The 17,211-nt window shown below is 73.7% G+C and carries 18 protein-coding genes; 14 read left to right on the forward strand and 4 right to left on the reverse strand.

Annotated elements, in window-relative coordinates; genetic code table 11:
- Positions 1-25: 25 nt before the first annotated feature.
- The 4 genes from E2C06_RS19370 (at position 26) to E2C06_RS19385 (ending at position 4,893) form a co-directional block, all read left to right on the forward strand.
- Positions 26-970 carry an SMP-30/gluconolactonase/LRE family protein gene (locus E2C06_RS19370; protein ID WP_133290263.1) on the forward strand — a complete coding sequence of 315 codons (945 nt, stop codon included), beginning with the start codon at positions 26-28 and terminating at the stop codon, positions 968-970.
- Between the two features lie 227 nt (positions 971-1,197).
- Positions 1,198-1,968, forward strand: coding sequence for a fumarylacetoacetate hydrolase family protein (locus E2C06_RS19375; protein ID WP_133290264.1), 771 nt, complete (start codon positions 1,198-1,200; stop codon positions 1,966-1,968).
- A gap of 208 nt (positions 1,969-2,176) precedes the next feature.
- Positions 2,177-3,289 carry an HlyD family secretion protein gene (locus tag E2C06_RS19380; RefSeq protein WP_133290265.1) on the forward strand — a complete coding sequence of 371 codons (1,113 nt, stop codon included), beginning with the start codon at positions 2,177-2,179 and terminating at the stop codon, positions 3,287-3,289.
- A complete protein-coding gene (locus E2C06_RS19385; protein WP_206664600.1) occupies positions 3,286-4,893 on the forward strand; it encodes an MFS transporter in 1,608 nt (535 codons plus the stop codon). Before E2C06_RS19380 ends, E2C06_RS19385 begins: the two co-directional genes overlap by 4 nt.
- A 4-nt stretch (positions 4,894-4,897) precedes the next feature.
- Here the strand turns inward: E2C06_RS19385 and E2C06_RS19390 are convergent, their stop codons facing one another.
- Both E2C06_RS19390 and E2C06_RS19395 read right to left on the reverse strand, forming a co-directional pair.
- Complete coding sequence (locus tag E2C06_RS19390) at positions 4,898-5,866, reverse strand: redoxin family protein (protein WP_133290266.1); 969 nt, start codon at positions 5,864-5,866, stop codon at positions 4,898-4,900.
- A gap of 23 nt (positions 5,867-5,889) precedes the next feature.
- Complete coding sequence (locus E2C06_RS19395; protein ID WP_133290267.1) at positions 5,890-6,918, reverse strand: alpha/beta fold hydrolase; 1,029 nt, start codon at positions 6,916-6,918, stop codon at positions 5,890-5,892.
- Positions 6,919-7,081: 163 nt separating this feature from the next.
- Between E2C06_RS19395 and E2C06_RS19400 the strand changes: the two genes are divergently transcribed.
- Positions 7,082-8,671, forward strand: coding sequence for a winged helix-turn-helix domain-containing protein (locus tag E2C06_RS19400; RefSeq protein WP_206664601.1), 1,590 nt, complete (start codon positions 7,082-7,084; stop codon positions 8,669-8,671).
- Between the two features lie 60 nt (positions 8,672-8,731).
- Here E2C06_RS19400 and E2C06_RS19405 read toward each other — a convergent pair whose 3' ends face one another.
- Positions 8,732-9,898, reverse strand: coding sequence for a M20 aminoacylase family protein (locus tag E2C06_RS19405; RefSeq protein WP_133290268.1), 1,167 nt, complete (start codon positions 9,896-9,898; stop codon positions 8,732-8,734).
- A gap of 177 nt (positions 9,899-10,075) precedes the next feature.
- Between E2C06_RS19405 and thyX the strand changes: the two genes are divergently transcribed.
- The 7 genes from thyX (at position 10,076) to E2C06_RS19440 (ending at position 13,591) form a co-directional block, all read left to right on the forward strand.
- Positions 10,076-11,014, forward strand: coding sequence for an FAD-dependent thymidylate synthase (gene thyX, locus E2C06_RS19410; protein WP_133290269.1), 939 nt, complete (start codon positions 10,076-10,078; stop codon positions 11,012-11,014).
- A 5-nt stretch (positions 11,015-11,019) separates the two neighbouring features.
- Positions 11,020-11,229: a hypothetical protein gene (locus E2C06_RS19415; protein ID WP_133290270.1), complete on the forward strand. Its 210-nt coding sequence runs from the start codon at positions 11,020-11,022 to the stop codon at positions 11,227-11,229.
- Positions 11,230-11,236: 7 nt separating this feature from the next.
- Entirely contained in the window at positions 11,237-11,836 is a 600-nt protein-coding gene (locus E2C06_RS19420; RefSeq protein ID WP_133290271.1) for an HD domain-containing protein, read from the forward strand.
- Positions 11,833-12,093 (forward strand): hypothetical protein, encoded by a 261-nt coding sequence (locus tag E2C06_RS19425; RefSeq protein ID WP_133290272.1) that lies wholly within the window; start codon positions 11,833-11,835, stop codon positions 12,091-12,093. The genes E2C06_RS19420 and E2C06_RS19425 overlap by 4 nt, the downstream gene beginning before the upstream one ends.
- 76 nt (positions 12,094-12,169) lie before the next feature.
- Complete coding sequence (locus tag E2C06_RS19430; RefSeq protein WP_133290273.1) at positions 12,170-12,385, forward strand: hypothetical protein; 216 nt, start codon at positions 12,170-12,172, stop codon at positions 12,383-12,385.
- Positions 12,386-12,389: 4 nt separating this feature from the next.
- Positions 12,390-13,274: a PfkB family carbohydrate kinase gene (locus E2C06_RS19435; protein ID WP_133290274.1), complete on the forward strand. Its 885-nt coding sequence runs from the start codon at positions 12,390-12,392 to the stop codon at positions 13,272-13,274.
- Positions 13,275-13,369: 95 nt separating this feature from the next.
- The gene (locus E2C06_RS19440) at positions 13,370-13,591 is read left to right on the forward strand and encodes a hypothetical protein (protein ID WP_133290275.1); all 222 of its coding nucleotides are present in this window, start codon (positions 13,370-13,372) and stop codon (positions 13,589-13,591) included.
- A 138-nt stretch (positions 13,592-13,729) separates the two neighbouring features.
- On the opposite strand, the gene E2C06_RS19445 is transcribed toward E2C06_RS19440, so the two are convergent.
- Positions 13,730-14,908, reverse strand: coding sequence for an Mrp/NBP35 family ATP-binding protein (locus tag E2C06_RS19445; RefSeq protein ID WP_133290276.1), 1,179 nt, complete (start codon positions 14,906-14,908; stop codon positions 13,730-13,732).
- A gap of 191 nt (positions 14,909-15,099) precedes the next feature.
- Here E2C06_RS19445 and hflK point away from each other — a divergent pair, with 191 nt between their 5' ends.
- Complete coding sequence (hflK, locus tag E2C06_RS19450) at positions 15,100-16,278, forward strand: FtsH protease activity modulator HflK (RefSeq protein WP_133290277.1); 1,179 nt, start codon at positions 15,100-15,102, stop codon at positions 16,276-16,278.
- On the forward strand, positions 16,275-17,162 hold the full coding sequence (gene hflC, locus E2C06_RS19455; RefSeq protein ID WP_133290278.1) for a protease modulator HflC: 888 nt from the start codon (positions 16,275-16,277) through the stop codon (positions 17,160-17,162). Before hflK ends, hflC begins: the two co-directional genes overlap by 4 nt.
- The last annotated feature ends 49 nt before the right edge of the window (positions 17,163-17,211 follow it).

Genomic DNA, 17,211 nt, shown 5'->3' on the forward strand with positions numbered 1-17,211 from the left:
AGAAGACATGCGGGGGGAACATCCAATGAGCGACGCGACCGGCCTGGCCATCATGGCCGAGGGGCTGCGCTTCCCGGAGGGGCCGATCGCCCTGCCGGACGGCAGCGTCATCCTGGTGGAGATCGCCGCGGGCAAGCTGACCAAGGTCGCGCCGGACGGGACGAAGTCCACGGTGGCGACGCCGGGCGGCGGGCCGAACGGCATCGCCATGGGGCCGGGCGGGCAGATCTACTGCTGCAACAACGGCGGCTTCGTCTGGCACGAGGGTCCCGAGGGGCTCCGCCCGCACGGCGTGCCGGCGGACTACAAGGGCGGCCGGATCGAGGTGATCGACCCCGCCAGCGGCAGCGTGAAGGTGCTGTACGACCGCTGCGGCGAGAATACGCTGAAGGGCCCGAACGACATCGTCTTCGCGCCCAAGGGCTCGCCCGGGGAGGGCGGCTTCTGGTTCAGCGACCTCGGCAAGGTCCGCGCGCGCGACCGCGACCATGGCGGCGTCTACTGGGCGGCGAGCGACGGCTCGAGGATCGTCGAGGCCGCCTTCCCGATCTTCGGCGGGGCCAACGGCATCGCGCTCTCGCCGGATGGCCGCACGCTTTATGCCGCGGAGACCGAGACCGGCCGGCTCTGGGCCTGGGACATCGAGGGACCGGGCGTGGTGCGGAAGGACCCCTGGCCGTCCAGCAACGGCGGGCGGGTGATCTGCCAGTTCCCCGGCTACCGCCGGCTCGACAGCATCGCGGCGACGGCAGCGGGCAACATCTGCGTCGCCACGCTGGTCTCCGGCGAGATCACCACCGTCTCGCCGAAGGGCGAGATCGTGGGCGTGGTGAAGATGCCGGAGCGGATGCCGACCAACATCTGCTTCGGCGGGCCGGGGATGCGGACCGCCTACGTCACCCTCTCGCTCAGCGGCAAGCTTGCGGCGATGCCCTGGGGCGAGCCGGGGCTGGAGCTGCCCTTCGGTTAAGGAAGGCCGGGGGAGAAGGCATTCTCCCCGCGACCCCTCATCCGCCTTTCTGGGTCCGGCACCCTCCGCGCGGTGGCGCCCGGCCCACGAAAAGGAAGGGAAGGGCTCAGGGAGGGAATACCCTTTCCTCCCTGCGTTTGTTCTCCCTGCCGCGCCCGATCGTCCGCGCAAGTTGACACCCCGCGCCCCGCCGGTAGACCCCGGCGCGACGCAAGGGAGTGACATCGATGGCCCTCTGGGTACGCTTCGCACGCGACGGTGGCGAAGGCTTCGGCACGCTGGAGGACGCGGCCATCGCCGTGCATGCCGGCGACATGCTGGGCAATGCCGCCCCGACCGGGGAAAGCCTGCCGCTCGCCGATATCCGCCTGCTGGCGCCGGTCCGCCCCGGCGCCTTCATCGGCCTCTGGAACAACTTCCACGAGGCGGCGGCGAAGCAGGGCAACGCCATCCCCGAGGGGCCGCTCTACTTCCTGAAGAACAGCCGCAGCGTCATCGGCCCGGGCGAGGCGATCCGCCCGCCCGCCACCTACGCCGGCAAGGTGCTGTACGAGGGCGAGCTTGGCTTGGTCATCGGCCGCCAGGTGTCGAACGCCGAGGAGGCCGAGGCTGAGGCCGCCATCTTCGGCCTGACCTGCGTCAACGACGTCACCGCGCTCGACCTGCTGTTTGCCGATGCCTCCTTCCCGCAATGGGCGCGGGCCAAGGGCTGCGACAGCTTCGGCCCGATCGGCCCGGCGGTCGCCACCGGGCTCGACTGGGCCGCGCTGCGGGTGAAGGTGGCGCTCAACGGCCGCGTTCGGCAGGACTATCCGCTCAGCGACATGATCCTTTCCCCCGCCCGCATCGTCGCCCTGCTGTCGCGCGAGATGACGCTGCAGCCGGGCGACGTCATCGCCTGCGGCACCTCGGTCGGCGCGCTGCCGATGCGGCCGGGGATGCAGGTGGACGTCACCATCGAGGGCATCGGGACGCTGTCCAACCCCTACGCGCCGTAGCCCGCGATCGTCCCGGGCGGAAGCGCCCGGGCGTGAATCGCCGGGCCGCTGACATCACGCGATCGTCCCGGACGGAAACGCCCAGGGCGTTGACTGGCGGCCCGGCCATCGCCGTTCCCGCCGGCGTTTCGCGCGGCAACGTCATCGTCGACGGCGACGCCGGCCGGGTTATCCCTTGGCGCGCGGATAGCGGCGAAAGGTGACCTGCATGAGCGAGACGACCGGCCCCGCCAGCGTGCCGTCCCGCCTCGGCTGGCTCTGGCCGCTGCTGCGCGTCGCCCTGGTGATCGGTGCCGGCCTCGCCGCCTGGGGGATCGCCGAGAACTGGAACCGCTGGACCGGGGCGGTGCGCTACGCCCGCACCGACGACGCCTACCTCGCCGGCGACCTCACCCCGCTGGCCGCCAAGGTTTCCGGCTATGTCGCCCGCGTCCTCGTCGCCGACTACCAGGCGGTCCGCCGCGGCGACCTGCTGGTGGAGATCGAGCCTTCCGACTACCGGGCGCAGCTCGCCCAGGCCGAGGCCAATATCGCCGCGGCGGCGGCCAACCTGGCGAACCTCGCCAACCAGCGCGACGTGCAGCGCGCCCTGCAGCGCCAGGCCGAGGCGACCATCCAGGCGACCGGCGCCGACCTGCTGCGCTACCACCTCGAAGCCCAGCGCCAGCGCGACCTGATCCGCGACCGCCTGGCCGGCACGCCGCAGCTGGTCGAGCAGGCCGACGCCAACGAGAAGCGCACCGCGGCGCAGCTCGCGCTGAACACCGCGCAGCTCGACCAGCAGAAGGCGCTGCTGGCCGGGCTCGACGTGCAGCAGAAGCAACTGGAAGCGCAGGTGCGCGCCGCCGAGGCGCAGCGCGACCTGGCGCGCAACGCGCTCGGCTACACGCGCATCACCGCGCCGGCCGACGGCATGGCCGGGCAGCGCCAGGTGCGACCGGGCCAGTTCGTCAATATCGGCACCCAGGTGGTCACCGTGGTCTCGCTGCCGGGGATCTGGGTCATCGCCAACTTCAAGGAAACTCAGATGACCCGGGTGCGCGTCGGCCAGCCCGCGCGGATCACGGTGGACGCCTTCCCCGACCTCGTGCTGCGCGGCCGGGTCGAGAGCTGGTCGCCGGGGACCGGCAGCACCTTCGCCCTGCTGCCGCCGGACAATGCGACGGGAAATTTCACCAAGGTGGTGCAGCGCGTGCCGGTGAAGCTGGTGCTGGAGCCCGACGCGGCGCTCGGCACGCTGGTGCGGCCGGGGATGTCCGTTGTGGCGACCATCGACACCGGCGAGGGCGAGGCCGGCGCCGCCGTGGCGGCCGCGCGGTGAGCCAGCACCTCGCGCCGGTCACCGCCGCCGGCCGGGCGCTGCAGCAGGTCGCGCATCTCGCGCCGCCGCGGCTCGAGATCACCAATTGGCGGCCCTATGTCGGCCTGGTCGGCGTGCTGCTGGGGTCGATCATGGGCACACTGGGCGCACGCGTGACCAGCTTCGGCCTGGCCGACCTGCGCGGCGCGCTGCATGCGGGCTTCGACGAGGGCGCCTGGATCACCACCAGCTTCGGCATCGGCCAGATGGTGGTGGGCGTCGCCTCGCCCTATCTGGGCGCGGTCTTCGGCGCGCGGCGGGTGCTGCTGCTCGGCATCATCCTGTTCTTCACGACCTCGCTGATCGGGCCGCTGACCGACGACCTGCCGGCCTTCCTGGCGATGCAATTCCTCTCGGGCCTGGGGTCCGGCACATTCATCCCGCTGACCATCATCTTCGTGGTGCGCAGCCTGCCCGTGCGCATGGTGATCTTCGGCCTGGCGATCTACGCCATGAACTCCGAGCTGTCGCAGAACGTCGCCGCCTCGCTCGAGGGCTGGTACGCCGACACCCTTTCCTGGCACTGGATCACCTGGCAGTACTGCGTCGCCCTGCCGGTCATGTTCGCCGCGATCTGGCACGGCGTGCCGCGGGAGAAGGTGAACACCGGCCTGCTGCGGCAGTTGGACTGGTGGGGCCTCGCCTATGCCATGGGCGGCTTCGCCATGCTCTATGCCGCGCTCGACCAGGGCAACCGGCTGGACTGGCGCGGCAGCGGCGTGGTGGTCGGGCTGGCCACCGGCGGCGGCATCCTGACGCTGGCCTTCCTGGTGCGGGAGCTGACGACGCCGCGCCCCTTCCTGAACCTGCGCATGCTGCTGCGCGGCAACCTCGCCATCCTGATGCTGCTGCTGGCCGGCTTCCGCTTCATGATCCTGTCGACCGCCTACATCATCCCGGCCTACCTGCAGACGGTGCAGAACTTCCGCGAGCTGCAGGTCGGCCAGGTCCTGCTCTGGATCGCCCTGCCGCAGCTGGTCATCGCGCTGCCGCTGGCGATGCTGCTGCGCCGGATCGACGGCCGCTGGGTGCTGGGCTTCGGCTCGGCGCTGATCGGCACCGCCTGCCTGATGGCGAGCCAGGTCACCAGCCAATGGGCGACGGCCGACTTCCTGCCCTCCCAGGTGCTGCAGGCGCTCGGCCAGTCCTTCGCGCTGACCTCGCTGGTGGTGCTGCTGGTGCGCAGCATCGTCCCGGCCGAGGCGCTGACCATCGGCTGCCTGCTGCAGATCAGCCGGCTCTTCGGCGGCGAGGTCGGCACCGCCTTCATGCAGAGCTTCGTCCGCATCCGCGAACAGGTGCATGCCAACCTGATCGGCCTGCACGTGGCCGACGGCACCGGCGCCGTCGCCGACCGGCTGGCCGCCTATGCCGCCCGGCTCGGGGCGCATGCGGCCGACCAGGCGCTGGCGGCGGCGCAGGCGGAGCGGCTGCTGGCCACGGCGGTCACGACCCAGGCCAGCGTGCTCGCCTATGCCGACGGCTTCGCCGTCGCCGCGCTCGGCGCCTTCGCCTGCCTCGGCCTTGTCGCGGTGATGCGGCGCGGCGCGCCCGCGCCGTTCTGACGGCTCAGCCGAAGGTCGCGCTGAACAGCGACAGGCCCGGCGTCCCGGCGGTGAGCTCGATCAGGTGCTCGCCATGGGCCGTGCCGTCCAGCAGCGTGTAGAGCGTCGGCCGCCCCACCTCGACCGCCCGCGCCGCGCCGCCATCCACCGCGACGCCGAGCCGGACGGGATCGGGCGCGCCCGCCACAAGGTGCAGCTTGGCCGCCGAGAAGCGCAGGCGGAGGCCGCCGCGCGGGGAGCGCAGCACCAGCGCCTCCTCCTCCCGCGCCCAGGCGCCGTCGAGCTGGTAGGCATCGAGCGCCGGGCCCCTGGCCGGGAAGGCATAGGTCGCCTCGCCGCGCCGGGGCGACTGGGCGCGGTCCTGCGGCGTCGGGTGCAGCGCGCCGAAATAAACCTCGGGCGAGCGCACCCGCGACAGGTCGGGGTCGTCGCCCGGCCGGGCGGCGGCGGGGGCAAGGCCGAGCAGCGCGCGGATCGCGCCTTCCAGCTCCCGCGCATGGCCCTCGCCCTCCCGCACCAGGACGATCCGCCCGTCGCGGTCGAGCAGGTAGAAGGCGGGCCAGGCGCGGTTGCTCCAGGCCCGCCAGGTGCGGAAGTCGTTGTCCTGGCCGACCGGATAGGCGATGCCGAGCTCGCGCAGCGCCGGCTCGAGGTTGCGGCGCATGCGCTCGAAGCCGAATTCCGGCGTGTGGATGCCGACGACCTGCAGGCCCCGCGCCCCGTACTCCGCCTGGAAGCGGTTGAGGTAGGGGATGGTGCGGCGGCAGTTGATGCAGGAATAGGTCCAGAAATCGACCAGCACGACCTTGCCGCGCAGCCCGCCGAGGGTGAGCGGCGCCGGGCTGTTCAGCCAGCCGTCGAGGCCGGCGAATTCCGGCGCCGGCCCCCCGGCGGGGGATTGCGCGGCGCCGCGGCCGGTGGCCAGCGGGCCGGCGGCGAGCAGCAGCGGGGCGAGCGAGCGGCGGGTCGGCATGGCGTCCTCCGTGGCGCGTCGGGTCAGGCGGCGGCGACGTCGGTCACCGCCTGGGCGAAGTCGCGCGGGGCTTCCTGCGGCAGGTTGTGGCCGATGCCGCCGGCGATCGTCCGGTGCGCGTAGCGGCCGGTGAACCTGCCGGCATAGGCCGCCGGCTCCGGATGCGGCGCGCCGTTGGCGTCGCCCTCGAGGGTGATCGTCGGCACCCGGATCGCCGGCGCCTCGGCCAGCCGCGCCTCGGCCGCATCGTAGCGCGGCTCGCCCGCCGCCAGGCCGATCCGCCAGCGGTAGTTGTGGATCACGATGGCGACATGGTCCGGGTTGTCGAAAGCCCGGGCGCTGCGGTCGAAGGTGGCGTCGTCGAAGGCCCAGCGCGGCGAGGCGAGCTGCCAGATCAGCCGGGCGAATTCCCGCCGGTTCTTCGCGTAGCCGGCCTCGCCGCGCTCGGTGGAGAAGTAGAACTGGTACCACCAGGCCAGCTCGGCGCGCGGCGGCAGCGGCGCCCGGTTGGCCGCCGGGCTGCCGATCAGGTAGCCGCTGACCGAGACCAGCGCCCGGCAGCGCTCCGGCCAGAGCGCCGCCAGGATGCAGGCCGTGCGGGCGCCCCAGTCGCAGCCGCCGAGGATCGCCTGCCGGATGCCGAGCGCGTCCATCAGCGCGAGGATGTCCGTCGCCAGCGCCGCCTGCTGCCCGTTGCGCGGCGTCGCCTCCGACAGGAACCGCGTCGTGCCGTAGCCGCGCAGGTAGGGCACGATCACCCGGTATCCGGCGGCGGCGAGCAGCGGCGCGGCCTCGGCATAGGTGTGGATGTCGTAGGGCCAGCCATGCAGCAGGATCACCGGCGGGCCGGCCGGCGGCCCGGCCTCGGCATAGCCGATGCTGAGCGGCCCGGCCTCGACCTGCCGCAGCGGGGCAAAGGCGGCCTCGCCGCCGGGCGCTGCCGCGGCCTGCGCGCGGGCCGGGCGGGGGAGCCCGGACGGCGCGGCCGCGAGCGTCATGGCGGCGGCGCCGAGCAGGCGGCGGCGGCCTCGGTCGATGGCATCGGTCGGCATGGCGGGGATCCTCCCTCTCGGTTGCGGCGGGCCCCAGTCTGCCGGATCCGCCCGCCCGCCGCTTGGAGATGCCCTGGAGCAGACCTTCGGGCGGGGTTGATTCTTGCGGCAGGCCGGCCGCCGCGGGGCGTGAAGGCCCGGGCGCGCGGATCGCCGTTCGGAGGTGCGCGCGATCCGCGCTAGCCTGCGGAACAGCAGCGGCGGCCGCATCGTGCTTTATCGCTTCGACGACCTGGTCCTCGACACCGCCCGGCGGGAATTGCGCCGGGGCGAGGCGCTGGTCGCGGTCGAGCCGCAGGTCTTCGACCTGCTCGCGCTGCTCGTCCGGGCGCGCGACCGCGTGGTCGGCCGCGACGAGATGCTGGCCGCGGTCTGGCAGGGCCGCATCGTCTCGGAGGCGACGCTGAGCAGCCGGGTGAACGCGGCCCGCACCGCCATCGGCGACAGCGGCGCGGCGCAGCGGCTGATCCGGACCCTGCCGCGCAAGGGCTTCCGCTTCGTCGGCGCGGTGGCGGAGGTGGCCCAGCCGCCGCCCGAGGCGGCCGACGCGCCGGCAGCGGGGCGCGGCCCGCCGGCGCTCGCCGTCCTGCCCTTCGCCAACCTGGGCGGCGACCCGGCGCAGGACTACTTCGCCGAGGGCATGGCCGAGGAGATCCTGGTCGCGCTGTCGCGCGTCGGCGGTCTTACCGTGATCGCCCGCAATTCCTCCTTCGCCTACCGGGACGGGGCGGCCGACCTCCGCCGCACCGGGCAGGAGCTCGGCGTCGGCTACCTGCTGGACGGCAGCGTCCGCCGCGACGGGCAGCGGCTGCGGATCGCCGGGAGGCTGGTCGATGCCGGCTCCGGCGCGCAGCTCTGGGCCGACCGCTTCGAGGGCGATGCCGGCGAGGTCTTCGCCCTGCAGGACCGGGTGGCCGCCCACGTCGTCGCGGCGATCGAGCCGGCGCTGCAGGCCGCCGAGATCGGCCGCGCCCGGCCCGGGCGGCTCGATGCCTACGACCTGCTGCTGCGGGCCCGGGCGTTGGAGGCCGCCTTCACCGCCGAGGGCATGGCGGCGGCGCTCGACTGCCTCGGCCAGGCGCTGGCGCTCGAGCCGGACAACGCGCAGGCCATGGCCGCCGCGGCCTATTGCCACGCGCAGCGGCATGTCCAGGGCTGGGCGCCGGAGGACGCGGCGGGCCGGGCCGAGGCGGTGCGGCTCGCCCGGGCGGCGGCCGGGTGCGCGCCGGACGACGCGCAGGTGCTCTGGATGGCCGCCTTCGCGCTGTGGAACATGGCGCCGGAGGCAGGCGAGCGGGCGCGGGCGCTCTTCGCCCGGTCGCTGCTGCTCAACCCGAATTCCGCCATGGCGTTGACCCTTGCCGGCTGGATCGAGACGATGTGCGGCAACGGCGAGGCGGGCCGCGGCATGGTCGCGCGGGCGCTGCGGCTCAACCCGCGCGACCCGCGGGGCTGGCTGATGACCGGGACCATGGCGATCGCCGCGGTGATCGAGGGCGACCATGCCGGGGCGGTGGCCTGGGCGGAGCGGGCGCTGGCGCAGAACCCGCGCTTCGCCGCGGCGCTCCGCGTGCTGGCGGTGGCGCTGGTCAAGGCCGGCCAGCCGGAACGGGCGGCGCGGGCGGTGCAGGACCTGCTGCGGATCGAGCCGGGGCTGACGGTCTCGGGCTTCTTCGCCCGCATCCCGGTGCCGCTGGAGGCGATGGCGCGGACCTATGCCGAGGCGCTGCGGGCCGCCGGGCTGCCTGAATGAGGCAGGCGGGGCCGGGCAGGCGGCATCCTCCCCGGGCCCCTCATTCGCGGCGCGGCGCCGCTACGCCTCGGCCTTCCTCAGCCCCTGCTCCACCACCTCGGCATAGAGCGCGGCGCCATAGGGGATGGCGGCGTCGTTGAACTGGTAGCGCGGGTTGTGGACCGAGGCGCTGTCGCCGTTGCCGACATGGATATAGGCGCCGGGGACCTTCTCCATCATGAAGGAGAAGTCCTCCGAGCCCATGCCCGGCGGCTTGTCGCGCGCGACCTTCGCCTCGCCGACCAGGGCGGCGGCGGCCCGCGCATAGGCCTCCGCCTGCTCCGGGTCGTTCACCGTCGGCGCGAAGATCAGCCGCCAGTCGAGCCTCGCGGTCGCGCCGAAGCCGGCGGCGACGCCTTCCGCCATCCGCGCCAGCCCGGCCTCGATCTGCCCGGCGACCTCGCGCGAGAAGAAGCGGGCGGTGCCGGCGATGGTCGCGGTCTCGGGGATGACGTTGTAGGCCTCGCCGCCCTGCACCTTGGTGACGCTGACGACCGCGGGGTCGCGCGGGTTGACGGTGCGGGAGACGATGCTCTGCAGCGCGGTGGCGATGTGGCAGGCGGTCAGCACCGGGTCGATGCTGGCCTCCGGCCGCGCGCCGTGGCTGCCCTTCCCCGTCACGGTGATGTCGAAGAAGGCGCCGCCGGCCGCCACCGGGCCTGGGCGGATGGCATAGTCGCCGACCGGCATGCCGGGGCGGTTGTGCATGCCGTAGATCGCATCGCAGGGAAAGCGCTCGAAGAGCCCGTCCTCCAGCATCGCCAGCGCCCCGCCGCAGCCTTCCTCGCCGGGCTGGAAGATGAAGTGGACGATGCCGTCGAAGTTCTTCGTTTCCGCCAGGTGGCGGGCGGCGCCGAGCAGCATGGTGGTGTGGCCGTCATGGCCGCAGGCATGCATCCGCCCCGGCGCGGTGCTGCGGTAGGGAACGTCGTTCAGCTCCTCGAGCGGCAGGGCGTCCATGTCGGCCCTGAGGCCGATCGCGCGGTTGCCGCGGCCGGCGCGCAGCACGCCCACGACGCCGGTGCCGCCGACGCCGCGATGCACCTCGATCCCCCAGGATTCCAGCTTCTCGGCGACCAGGGCGGCGGTGCGGTGCTCGGCCATGCCGAGCTCGGGATGGGCGTGCAGGTCCTGGCGGATCGCGGTCAGCTCGGGGTGGTGGCGGCGGATGGCGTCCAGCAGGGACATCGGGCTTCCTCGGCGGGGTGGGGCAGGGGGCATCCTGCCCCCCCGTCGCCGCCGGCGCCATCCCGGGCCGGGCGACTCGGCTGGGCTGTTCCCTCGCGGCCGGGCCGCGGGCTAGAAGGCCCGGCGCCGCGGCTTCCCTCCCCGGGGGAGTTGCCGCGGCCAGCAGGGGACCCCCGGATGCCGCTGACCGATGCCCAGATGCAGGAGATCGAGGCCGCCCGCGCCGCGGAGGGCCGCACCCGCCGTCCCGTGGCGCCGGGGCTGGAGGCGCTGCTGTTCCAGGCGCTGCCCGTGCTGGACCACGGCTTCGTCCGGGTGATCGACTACATGGGCGACGACGCCGCGGTGGTGCAGGCCGCCCGCGTCTCCTACGGGCGGGGCACCCGCGCCGTCACCGAGGACCGCGGCCTGATCCGCTACCTCATGCGGCACTGGCACTCCACGCCCTTCGAGATGTGCGAGATCAAGTACCACGTGAAGCTGCCGATCTTCGTGGCGCGGCAGTGGATCCGCCACCGCACCGCCAACGTGAACGAGTATTCCGCGCGCTACTCCATCCTCGACCGCGAGTTCTACATCCCCGGGCCCGCCCAGCTCGCGGCGCAGTCCAGCAGCAACCGCCAGGGCCGCGGCGAGCTGCTGCAGGGCGAGGAGGCCGCGCGGGTGCTCGACCTGCTGCGGCAGGACGCGACGCAGACCTACGACCACTATGCCTGGATGCTGAACGAGGACGAGGCGGGCAACCCGGTGGACCCCGGCCGCGACGGCCTGGCGCGCGAGCTGGCGCGGATGAACCTGACGCTCAACACCTATACGCAGTGGTACTGGAAGACCGACCTCCACAACCTCTTCCACTTCCTCAGGCTGCGCGCCGACCCGCATGCGCAGTACGAGATCCGCGTCTATGCCGAGGCCATGCTGCAGACCGCCGAGGCCTGGGTTCCCGCCTGCACCGAAGCCTTCCGCGACTACCGCATGGGCGCGGTGACGCTTTCCTCCGGCATGCTGTCGATCGTGCGGCGGATGCTGGCCGGGGAGGCCGTGCAGCAGGCCGGCAGCGGGTTGTCGAAGCGCGAGTGGCGTGAGCTGATGGAGACGCTGGGACGGGAGGCCTGACCGCGATGGGCTGGATCCTCCTCGGCCTGCTGCTGGTCATCGGCCTGCCGCTGGCAATGGTCTTCATGGGCGTGGCGCTGGCGATCTGGGTGACGCTCGCCGTCGCCGGCCTGGTCTGGAGCATCGTCACCTTCGTCTTCCATTCGCCGGTCCTGGCGATCCTGCTGGCGCTCGGCGCCGGGATCGCCATCGGCCGCGGCGCCGCCCGCAGGTAGCGCCGGCATGGACCCGGCCCGCGCCGCCGCGCTGCTCGACTTCCTCGCGCTCGCCGACCGGCTGAAGACGGTGGAGCGGCGCGGCCTGGTGCCACTGCCCGGTGGCGGCGCGCGGCGGGAGAACAGCGCCGAGCATTGCTGGAACCTCGCCCTGATCGCCGTGCTGCTGCACCGGGAGGTCGCGGCGGAGATCGACCTCGGCCACGCGCTGTCGCTGATCGCGGTGCACGACCTGGTCGAGATCGAGGCCGGCGACACCTATGCCTACGACCCCGCCGGCCGCGCGACGCAGGCGGAGCGCGAGACCGCCGCGGCCGCCATCGTCTTCGGCGCCCTGCCGGTGGACCTCGGCCGGACGCTCCGCGCCCTTTGGGAGGAATTCGAGGCCGGGGCGACGCCGGAGGCGCGCTTCGCCATGGGCTGCGACCGCATGCAAGGCTTCCTGCAGAACGTGCTGAGCGACGGCGCCGCCTGGCGGGCGCATGGCGTGACCCGCGCGGACACCGCGCCGCGGATGGACCCGGCCATGGCGGTGGACCCGGCCTTCGCCACGCTGATCGGCGCGCTCTACGGCCGCGCCCGGGCCGGCGGGATGCTGCCGGAATGAGCGGCAGCGCCCGCGCCCGGCAGGCGCCGAAGGGACGCCCCGCCGCGCGCCCGGCGCCGCGCCAGCCCGCGCCCCGCGGCATGCCCCATGGTCCGCCGCCGCTGGTCGGCTGGCGCCGCTGGCGCTGGGTGGCGATCCTGGTGGTCGCCGCGGTGATCGGCCTGCCGCTGGCGCATGCGCTGTTCGGCGAGGTCGTGGCGCTGCTCGGCGCGACGCTGCTGCTGGGCTTCCTGCTGGGGCGCTGGACGGCGCGTTGAACCCGCGGGGCGGGCGCTGCTAGGCTCCCGGCATGAGGACGTCTTCGGCAGACCCGGCAACCGGGCATTCCGCGCCATGATCGCCGCCCTGATCGTGGCGAGCCTCGCCGGCAGCTTCGCGCTGGCCCGGTTCTACGGCTTCGGCGCGGCGGTCACCGCGCTCGGCCTGTCCTGGGGCACCTTCGCCTGGTTTCCCCAGGTGCTCGGCACCGCGGCGCCGATCGCCTGCGCGGTGATCGCGCTGCTGCTCGCCTTCGGCATCCTGCGGGACCGGCGCCGCCGCGCCTCCTAGCCGCATGCCGGTGCTCGTCTTCGGCTCGGTCGTCGCCGACCTGGTCTTCGCCCTGCCGGCGCTGCCGGCGCCGGGCGTGACCGTGCTCGGGCCGGGCTATGCCGCGCTGCCCGGCGGCAAGGGCGCCAACCAGGCGGTCGCCGCGGCGCTGGACGGCGCGGCCACCGCCTTTGCCGGCGCGGTCGGCGCCGATGCCATGGCCGAGGTCGCGCTGGCCGGGCTGCGCGGCGCCGGCGTCGACCTTTCGCGCCTCGCCACCGTCGAGGCGCCCACCGCCTGCGCCGCGGTCTGCGTCGATCCCGGGGGCCGCAACCAGATCGCCGTCGGCAGCGGCGCCAACCTCGCCGCCCGCGCGCGCCAGGTCGAGGATGCGGCGCTCGGCCCCGCCACCATCCTGCTGCTGCAGATGGAGGTGCCGCCGGCCGAGAATGCCGCGCTGGTCCGGCGCGCCCGTGCCCGTGGCGCCCGCGTCCTGCTGAACCTGGCGCCGGCCGCGGAGATCGACGCGGCGGCGCTCCGCGCGCTCGACCTGCTGGTCGCCAACGAGCACGAGGCGGCCTGGCTCGCCGCCCGGCTCTCCTGCGCCGCGGATGCCGCCGGGCTGCACCGGGCGCTCGGCATCGACGTCGCGGTCACGCTGGGGGAGGCGGGCGCGGAGGCCATGACGGCCGGGGGCGCCTTTTGCGTCCCGGCCTTTCCGGTGCGGGCGGTGGACACCACCGGGGCCGGCGATGCCTGGTGCGGCGTGCTGGCCGCGGCGCTCGACCGCGGGCTGCCGCTGGAGGCGGCGATGCGGCGCGCCTCGGCCGCGGCGGCGCTGGCCTGCACCCGGCCAGGCGCGGCGGCGGCGATGCCGGCGGCGGCGGAAACGGAACGGTTTCTGGCTTAGTATGGATTATTCGTCATGTGCTGCAGCGCACGGCAGCAAAGTCGCCGATGTGACATTTTCCCACCTGCCGGATGGCCGGCGCGCGGAGAAACGTCATGGCTGATTTCGATATCGTGGTGGCCGCCCTGGCCGGCATCGCCTCCGGCGGCCCAGCCGTGCCCGCCATTCCCATCCCGGCGCCCACCGTGGGCTTCCGCACCTATGCGACGGTCGAGGCCTGCGAGGATGCCGCCCTGCACCTCAAGGCGCGGCACGGCACGCGGCTGGTCTGCCTGCCGGTCGAGACCCAGGCGGGCGAGTTGGCCAGCGCCTATTGACGGCGGGGGAGGAGGTATCCTCCCCGGACCCCGCCTCCGGCCTGGCTGGTTCGACCGGCGCCGTGCGGCGGCGGCTGGCCTCCCGAAGGGCGGGGCAGGGTTCGGGAAGGCGATGATCTTCCCTTCCCGACCTGTTCCCTACTCCACCACGAAGCGCGGCGCCGCCGTGGCCCCCGCGCCCTGCAGCTTGTCCCAGAGCCGGGCGGCGATGCGGCGATAGGCCTGCGCCTCCTCGGTCTCCGGCCGGGCCGCGACGATCGGCGTGCCGGCATCGGCCAGCAGCCGGATGTCGAGCTTCAGCGGCAGCTCGCCGAGGAACTCCACGCCCATCCTTTCCGCCTCGGCCCTGGCCCCGCCATGGCCGAAGAGCTCCGCCCGGTCGCCGCATTTCGGGCAGCAGTAGTAGGACATGTTCTCGATCACCCCGAGCACGGGGACATCGACCTTCTCGAACATCCGGACGCCGCGCCGCGCATCCAGCAGCGCCACGTCCTGCGGCGTCGAGACGATGACGGCGCCGGCCAGCGGCACCCGCTGGCTCATCGTCAGCTGCGCGTCGCCGGTGCCCGGCGGCATGTCGACCACCATGATGTCGAGCGCGCCCCAGGCGACCTGGCCCATCATCTGCTCGAGCGCGCCCATCACCATCGGGCCGCGCCAGATCATCGGCGTCTCGGCATCCACCAGGAAGCCGATCGACATCGCCTTCAGCCCCCAGCGCTGCAGCGGGATGATCGTGTTGCCCTCGGTGCGCGGCTTCTCCTGCGCGCCCAGCATCTGCGGCAGCGAGGGGCCGTAGATGTCGGCATCCAGCAGCCCGACGCGCAGCCCCTGCGCCGCCAGCGCCACGGCCAGGTTCACCGCGGTGGTCGACTTGCCGACGCCGCCCTTGCCGGAGGCGACGGCGACGATCTTCCCGACCTCGGGCAGCAGCATCGGGCCCTGGCCCGCGGGCGGGCGTGCGCCCTGGCCGGCCGGCGCCATCGGCCCGTGGCCATGGCCATGCCCGCCCGCGGCCGGCGGCGGCCCGGCCCGGCCGGCGCCGCCCGGCTTCGGCCCGGGCGGCTCGCGGTGCGCGGTCAGCACCACCGTCGCGCTCAGGACGCCGGGAACCCCGGCCGCCACCTTCTCCGCGGCCTGGCGCAGCGGCTCCATCTCCCGCGCCCGCTCGCGCGGCACGGCGATGGCGAATTGCACCAGCCCGTCCCGGGCGGTCAGGCCCTGCACCAGCCCGGCCTCCACCACGTTCCCGCCCCCCACGGGGTCACGGACCGTCAGGAGCGCCTGCCGCACCGCCTCGACCAGAGACTCGCCCATCGCTTGAAAAGCCCTCTCGATCCAACAATATCGCCCCTGTCCGGGACACGCCGGCCGGGGCGCGGTTCGCGCGCCCCCTGGTCAGGTGATATGGACGGGCACCGCCGTGGCATCCAGCCCCTATCGGGGCGCGGGCGCGTGGTGCGCAGAACGAAGATCCAGACCAACAAAGGTGGAGGCCGGCTCGATCCATGGCGCTGAACAACGGCGGACCCAGCCCGTGGGGCAATCCCCGACCGGGCGGGCCCTGGGGGTCGCCTCCGCCGACCCCGCCCGGTGGCGGCAGCCGCGGACCCGGTCCCGACCTGGATGACCTGATCCGCCAGGCGCAGGATGCGGTCCGCCGCATCATCCCGAGCGGCGGCGGCGCCGCCGGCGGCAAGGGCCTGGCGATCCTCGCCCTGATCGTCGTCGCGCTCTGGGCCGCGAGCGGCTTCTACCGCGTCCAGCCGGACGAGGAGGGCGTGGTGCTGCGCTTCGGCGCCTTCGACCGCACCGCGGCGCCGGGCCTGAACTACCACATCCCCTGGCCGGTCGAGACGGTGGAGACGCCGCGCGTCACGACCGAGAACCTGGTCTTCATCGGCTTCCGCTCCGGCGATCCGGCCTCCGTCCGCGGCCCGGTCGGGCGCGACGTGGTGGAGGAATCGCTGATGCTGACCGGCGACGAGAACATCATCGACATCGACTTCGTGGTGCGCTGGCGCATCCGCGACGCCGGCGACTTCCTGTTCAACACCCGCAACCCGGAGAACACGATCAAGTCCGCCGCCGAGAGCATGATGCGGGAGGTGATCGGCCGCACGCCGATCCAGCCCGCGCTGACCGAGGCGCGTGGCCAGATCGAGGACCAGGTCCGCGCCGGGACCCAGGCGATCATGGACCAGTACAAGGCGGGCGTGGCGATCACCCAGGTCCAGCTGCAGAAGGTGGATCCCCCCGCCGCCGTCATCGAGGCCTTCCGCGACGTGCAGCGCGCCGCGGCCGACCGCGAGCGGCAGCGCAACGAGGCCGAGGCCTACCGCAACGACATCATCCCCCGCGCCCGCGGCGAGGCGGAGCGCATGATCCAGGAGGCCCAGGGCTTCCGCGACAGCCAGGAAGCCCGCGCCAAGGGCGAGGCGGCGCGCTTCACCAGCGTGCTCGGCGCCTATAGCGCCGCGCCGGACGTGACCCGCCGGCGGCTCTACATCGAGACCATGGAGGAAGTCCTGCGGCGCAACCCGAAGGTCATCGTCGACGACCGCCTGCAGGGCCTGGTGCCCTTCCTGAACCTCGGCGACCAGGCGCGGGCGCCGCGGCCCGCGGCGCCGGCCGCCGCCACGCCGCCCCCCTTCGTCAACAGCCGCCCGCAGGGGGCCGCCCGATGAACCGCCTCGTCATCGCCGCCGTGGCGCTCGGCGTCATCGTCGTCGTCGCCGCCTCCTCGCTGTTTGCGGTGCACCAGACGCAGCAGGTGCTGATCACCCAGTTCGGCCAGCCGATCCGCGTTGCGGACCAGCCCGGGCTGAACTGGAAGGTGCCCTTCATCCAGACCGGCATCAGCTTCGACCGCCGGCTGCTCGACTTCGACGCGCAGGGGCAGGAGGTCATCCTCGGCGACCAGCGCCGCCTGGTGGTCGACACCTTCACCCGCTACCGCATCACCGACCCGCTGCGCTTCTACCAGACGGTCGGCGCGACCGAGAACGGCATCCGCCTGCGGCTCGGCCCGATCGTCTCCTCCTCGCTGCGCAACACGCTCGGCAACGAGCCGTTGCTGGCGGTGCTCTCGGCCGACCGCGCGCGGATCATGGGCGAGATCCGCCAGCGGGTGAACGCCGAGGCCCGCAGCTTCGGCATCGAGGTGACGGATGTCCGCATCCGCCGCGCCGACCTGCCGGAGGAGAATACCCAGGCCATCCTGTCGCGCATGCAGTCGGAGCGCGAACGCGTCGCCCGCGAGCAGCGCGCCGAGGGTGCCGAGCAGGCCCAGCGCATCCGCGCCGCGGCCGAGCGCGACCGCACCGTGCTGATCGCCGAGGCGCAGTCACGCGCCGAGACGCTGCGCGGCGAGGGCGAGCAGGTGGCGATCCGGATCTTCGCCGATGCCTATCGGCGCGACCCGGACTTCTACCAGTTCTGGCGCACCATGCAGGCCTGGCGGGAGGCCTTCGCGGACGGCGATTCCCGCCTGCTGCTCAGCCCGGACAGCGATTTCTTCAAGTATTTCCGCAGCCTGTCGCCGGATGCGGCGCCGGCCGCGGCGAAGTAGCCCGTCACCCCCGAAGCCTGCGGCGGCGCGCGGATCCCCCGCGCGCCGC

This window comes from Dankookia rubra, from assembly GCF_004355005.1.
In the GTDB taxonomy this organism is placed as follows: Bacteria; Pseudomonadota; Alphaproteobacteria; order Acetobacterales; family Acetobacteraceae; genus Paracraurococcus; species Paracraurococcus ruber_A.

What these genes read in the sequence shown, in the direction of transcription:
- E2C06_RS19370 (WP_133290263.1), top strand. Translation starts at nt 26, where the DNA reads ATGAGCGACGCGACCGGCCTGGCCATCATGGCCGAGGGGCTGCGCTTC.
- E2C06_RS19375 (WP_133290264.1), top strand. Translation starts at nt 1,198, where the DNA reads ATGGCCCTCTGGGTACGCTTCGCACGCGACGGTGGCGAAGGCTTCGGC.
- E2C06_RS19380 (WP_133290265.1), top strand. Translation starts at nt 2,177, where the DNA reads ATGAGCGAGACGACCGGCCCCGCCAGCGTGCCGTCCCGCCTCGGCTGG.
- E2C06_RS19390 (WP_133290266.1), bottom strand. Translation starts at nt 5,866, where the DNA reads ATGCCGACCCGCCGCTCGCTCGCCCCGCTGCTGCTCGCCGCCGGCCCG.
- E2C06_RS19395 (WP_133290267.1), bottom strand. Translation starts at nt 6,918, where the DNA reads ATGCCGACCGATGCCATCGACCGAGGCCGCCGCCGCCTGCTCGGCGCC.
- E2C06_RS19405 (WP_133290268.1), bottom strand. Translation starts at nt 9,898, where the DNA reads ATGTCCCTGCTGGACGCCATCCGCCGCCACCACCCCGAGCTGACCGCG.
- thyX (WP_133290269.1), top strand. Translation starts at nt 10,076, where the DNA reads ATGCCGCTGACCGATGCCCAGATGCAGGAGATCGAGGCCGCCCGCGCC.
- E2C06_RS19415 (WP_133290270.1), top strand. Translation starts at nt 11,020, where the DNA reads ATGGGCTGGATCCTCCTCGGCCTGCTGCTGGTCATCGGCCTGCCGCTG.
- E2C06_RS19420 (WP_133290271.1), top strand. Translation starts at nt 11,237, where the DNA reads ATGGACCCGGCCCGCGCCGCCGCGCTGCTCGACTTCCTCGCGCTCGCC.
- E2C06_RS19425 (WP_133290272.1), top strand. Translation starts at nt 11,833, where the DNA reads ATGAGCGGCAGCGCCCGCGCCCGGCAGGCGCCGAAGGGACGCCCCGCC.
- E2C06_RS19430 (WP_133290273.1), top strand. Translation starts at nt 12,170, where the DNA reads ATGATCGCCGCCCTGATCGTGGCGAGCCTCGCCGGCAGCTTCGCGCTG.
- E2C06_RS19435 (WP_133290274.1), top strand. Translation starts at nt 12,390, where the DNA reads ATGCCGGTGCTCGTCTTCGGCTCGGTCGTCGCCGACCTGGTCTTCGCC.
- E2C06_RS19440 (WP_133290275.1), top strand. Translation starts at nt 13,370, where the DNA reads ATGGCTGATTTCGATATCGTGGTGGCCGCCCTGGCCGGCATCGCCTCC.
- E2C06_RS19445 (WP_133290276.1), bottom strand. Translation starts at nt 14,908, where the DNA reads ATGGGCGAGTCTCTGGTCGAGGCGGTGCGGCAGGCGCTCCTGACGGTC.
- hflK (WP_133290277.1), top strand. Translation starts at nt 15,100, where the DNA reads ATGGCGCTGAACAACGGCGGACCCAGCCCGTGGGGCAATCCCCGACCG.
- hflC (WP_133290278.1), top strand. Translation starts at nt 16,275, where the DNA reads ATGAACCGCCTCGTCATCGCCGCCGTGGCGCTCGGCGTCATCGTCGTC.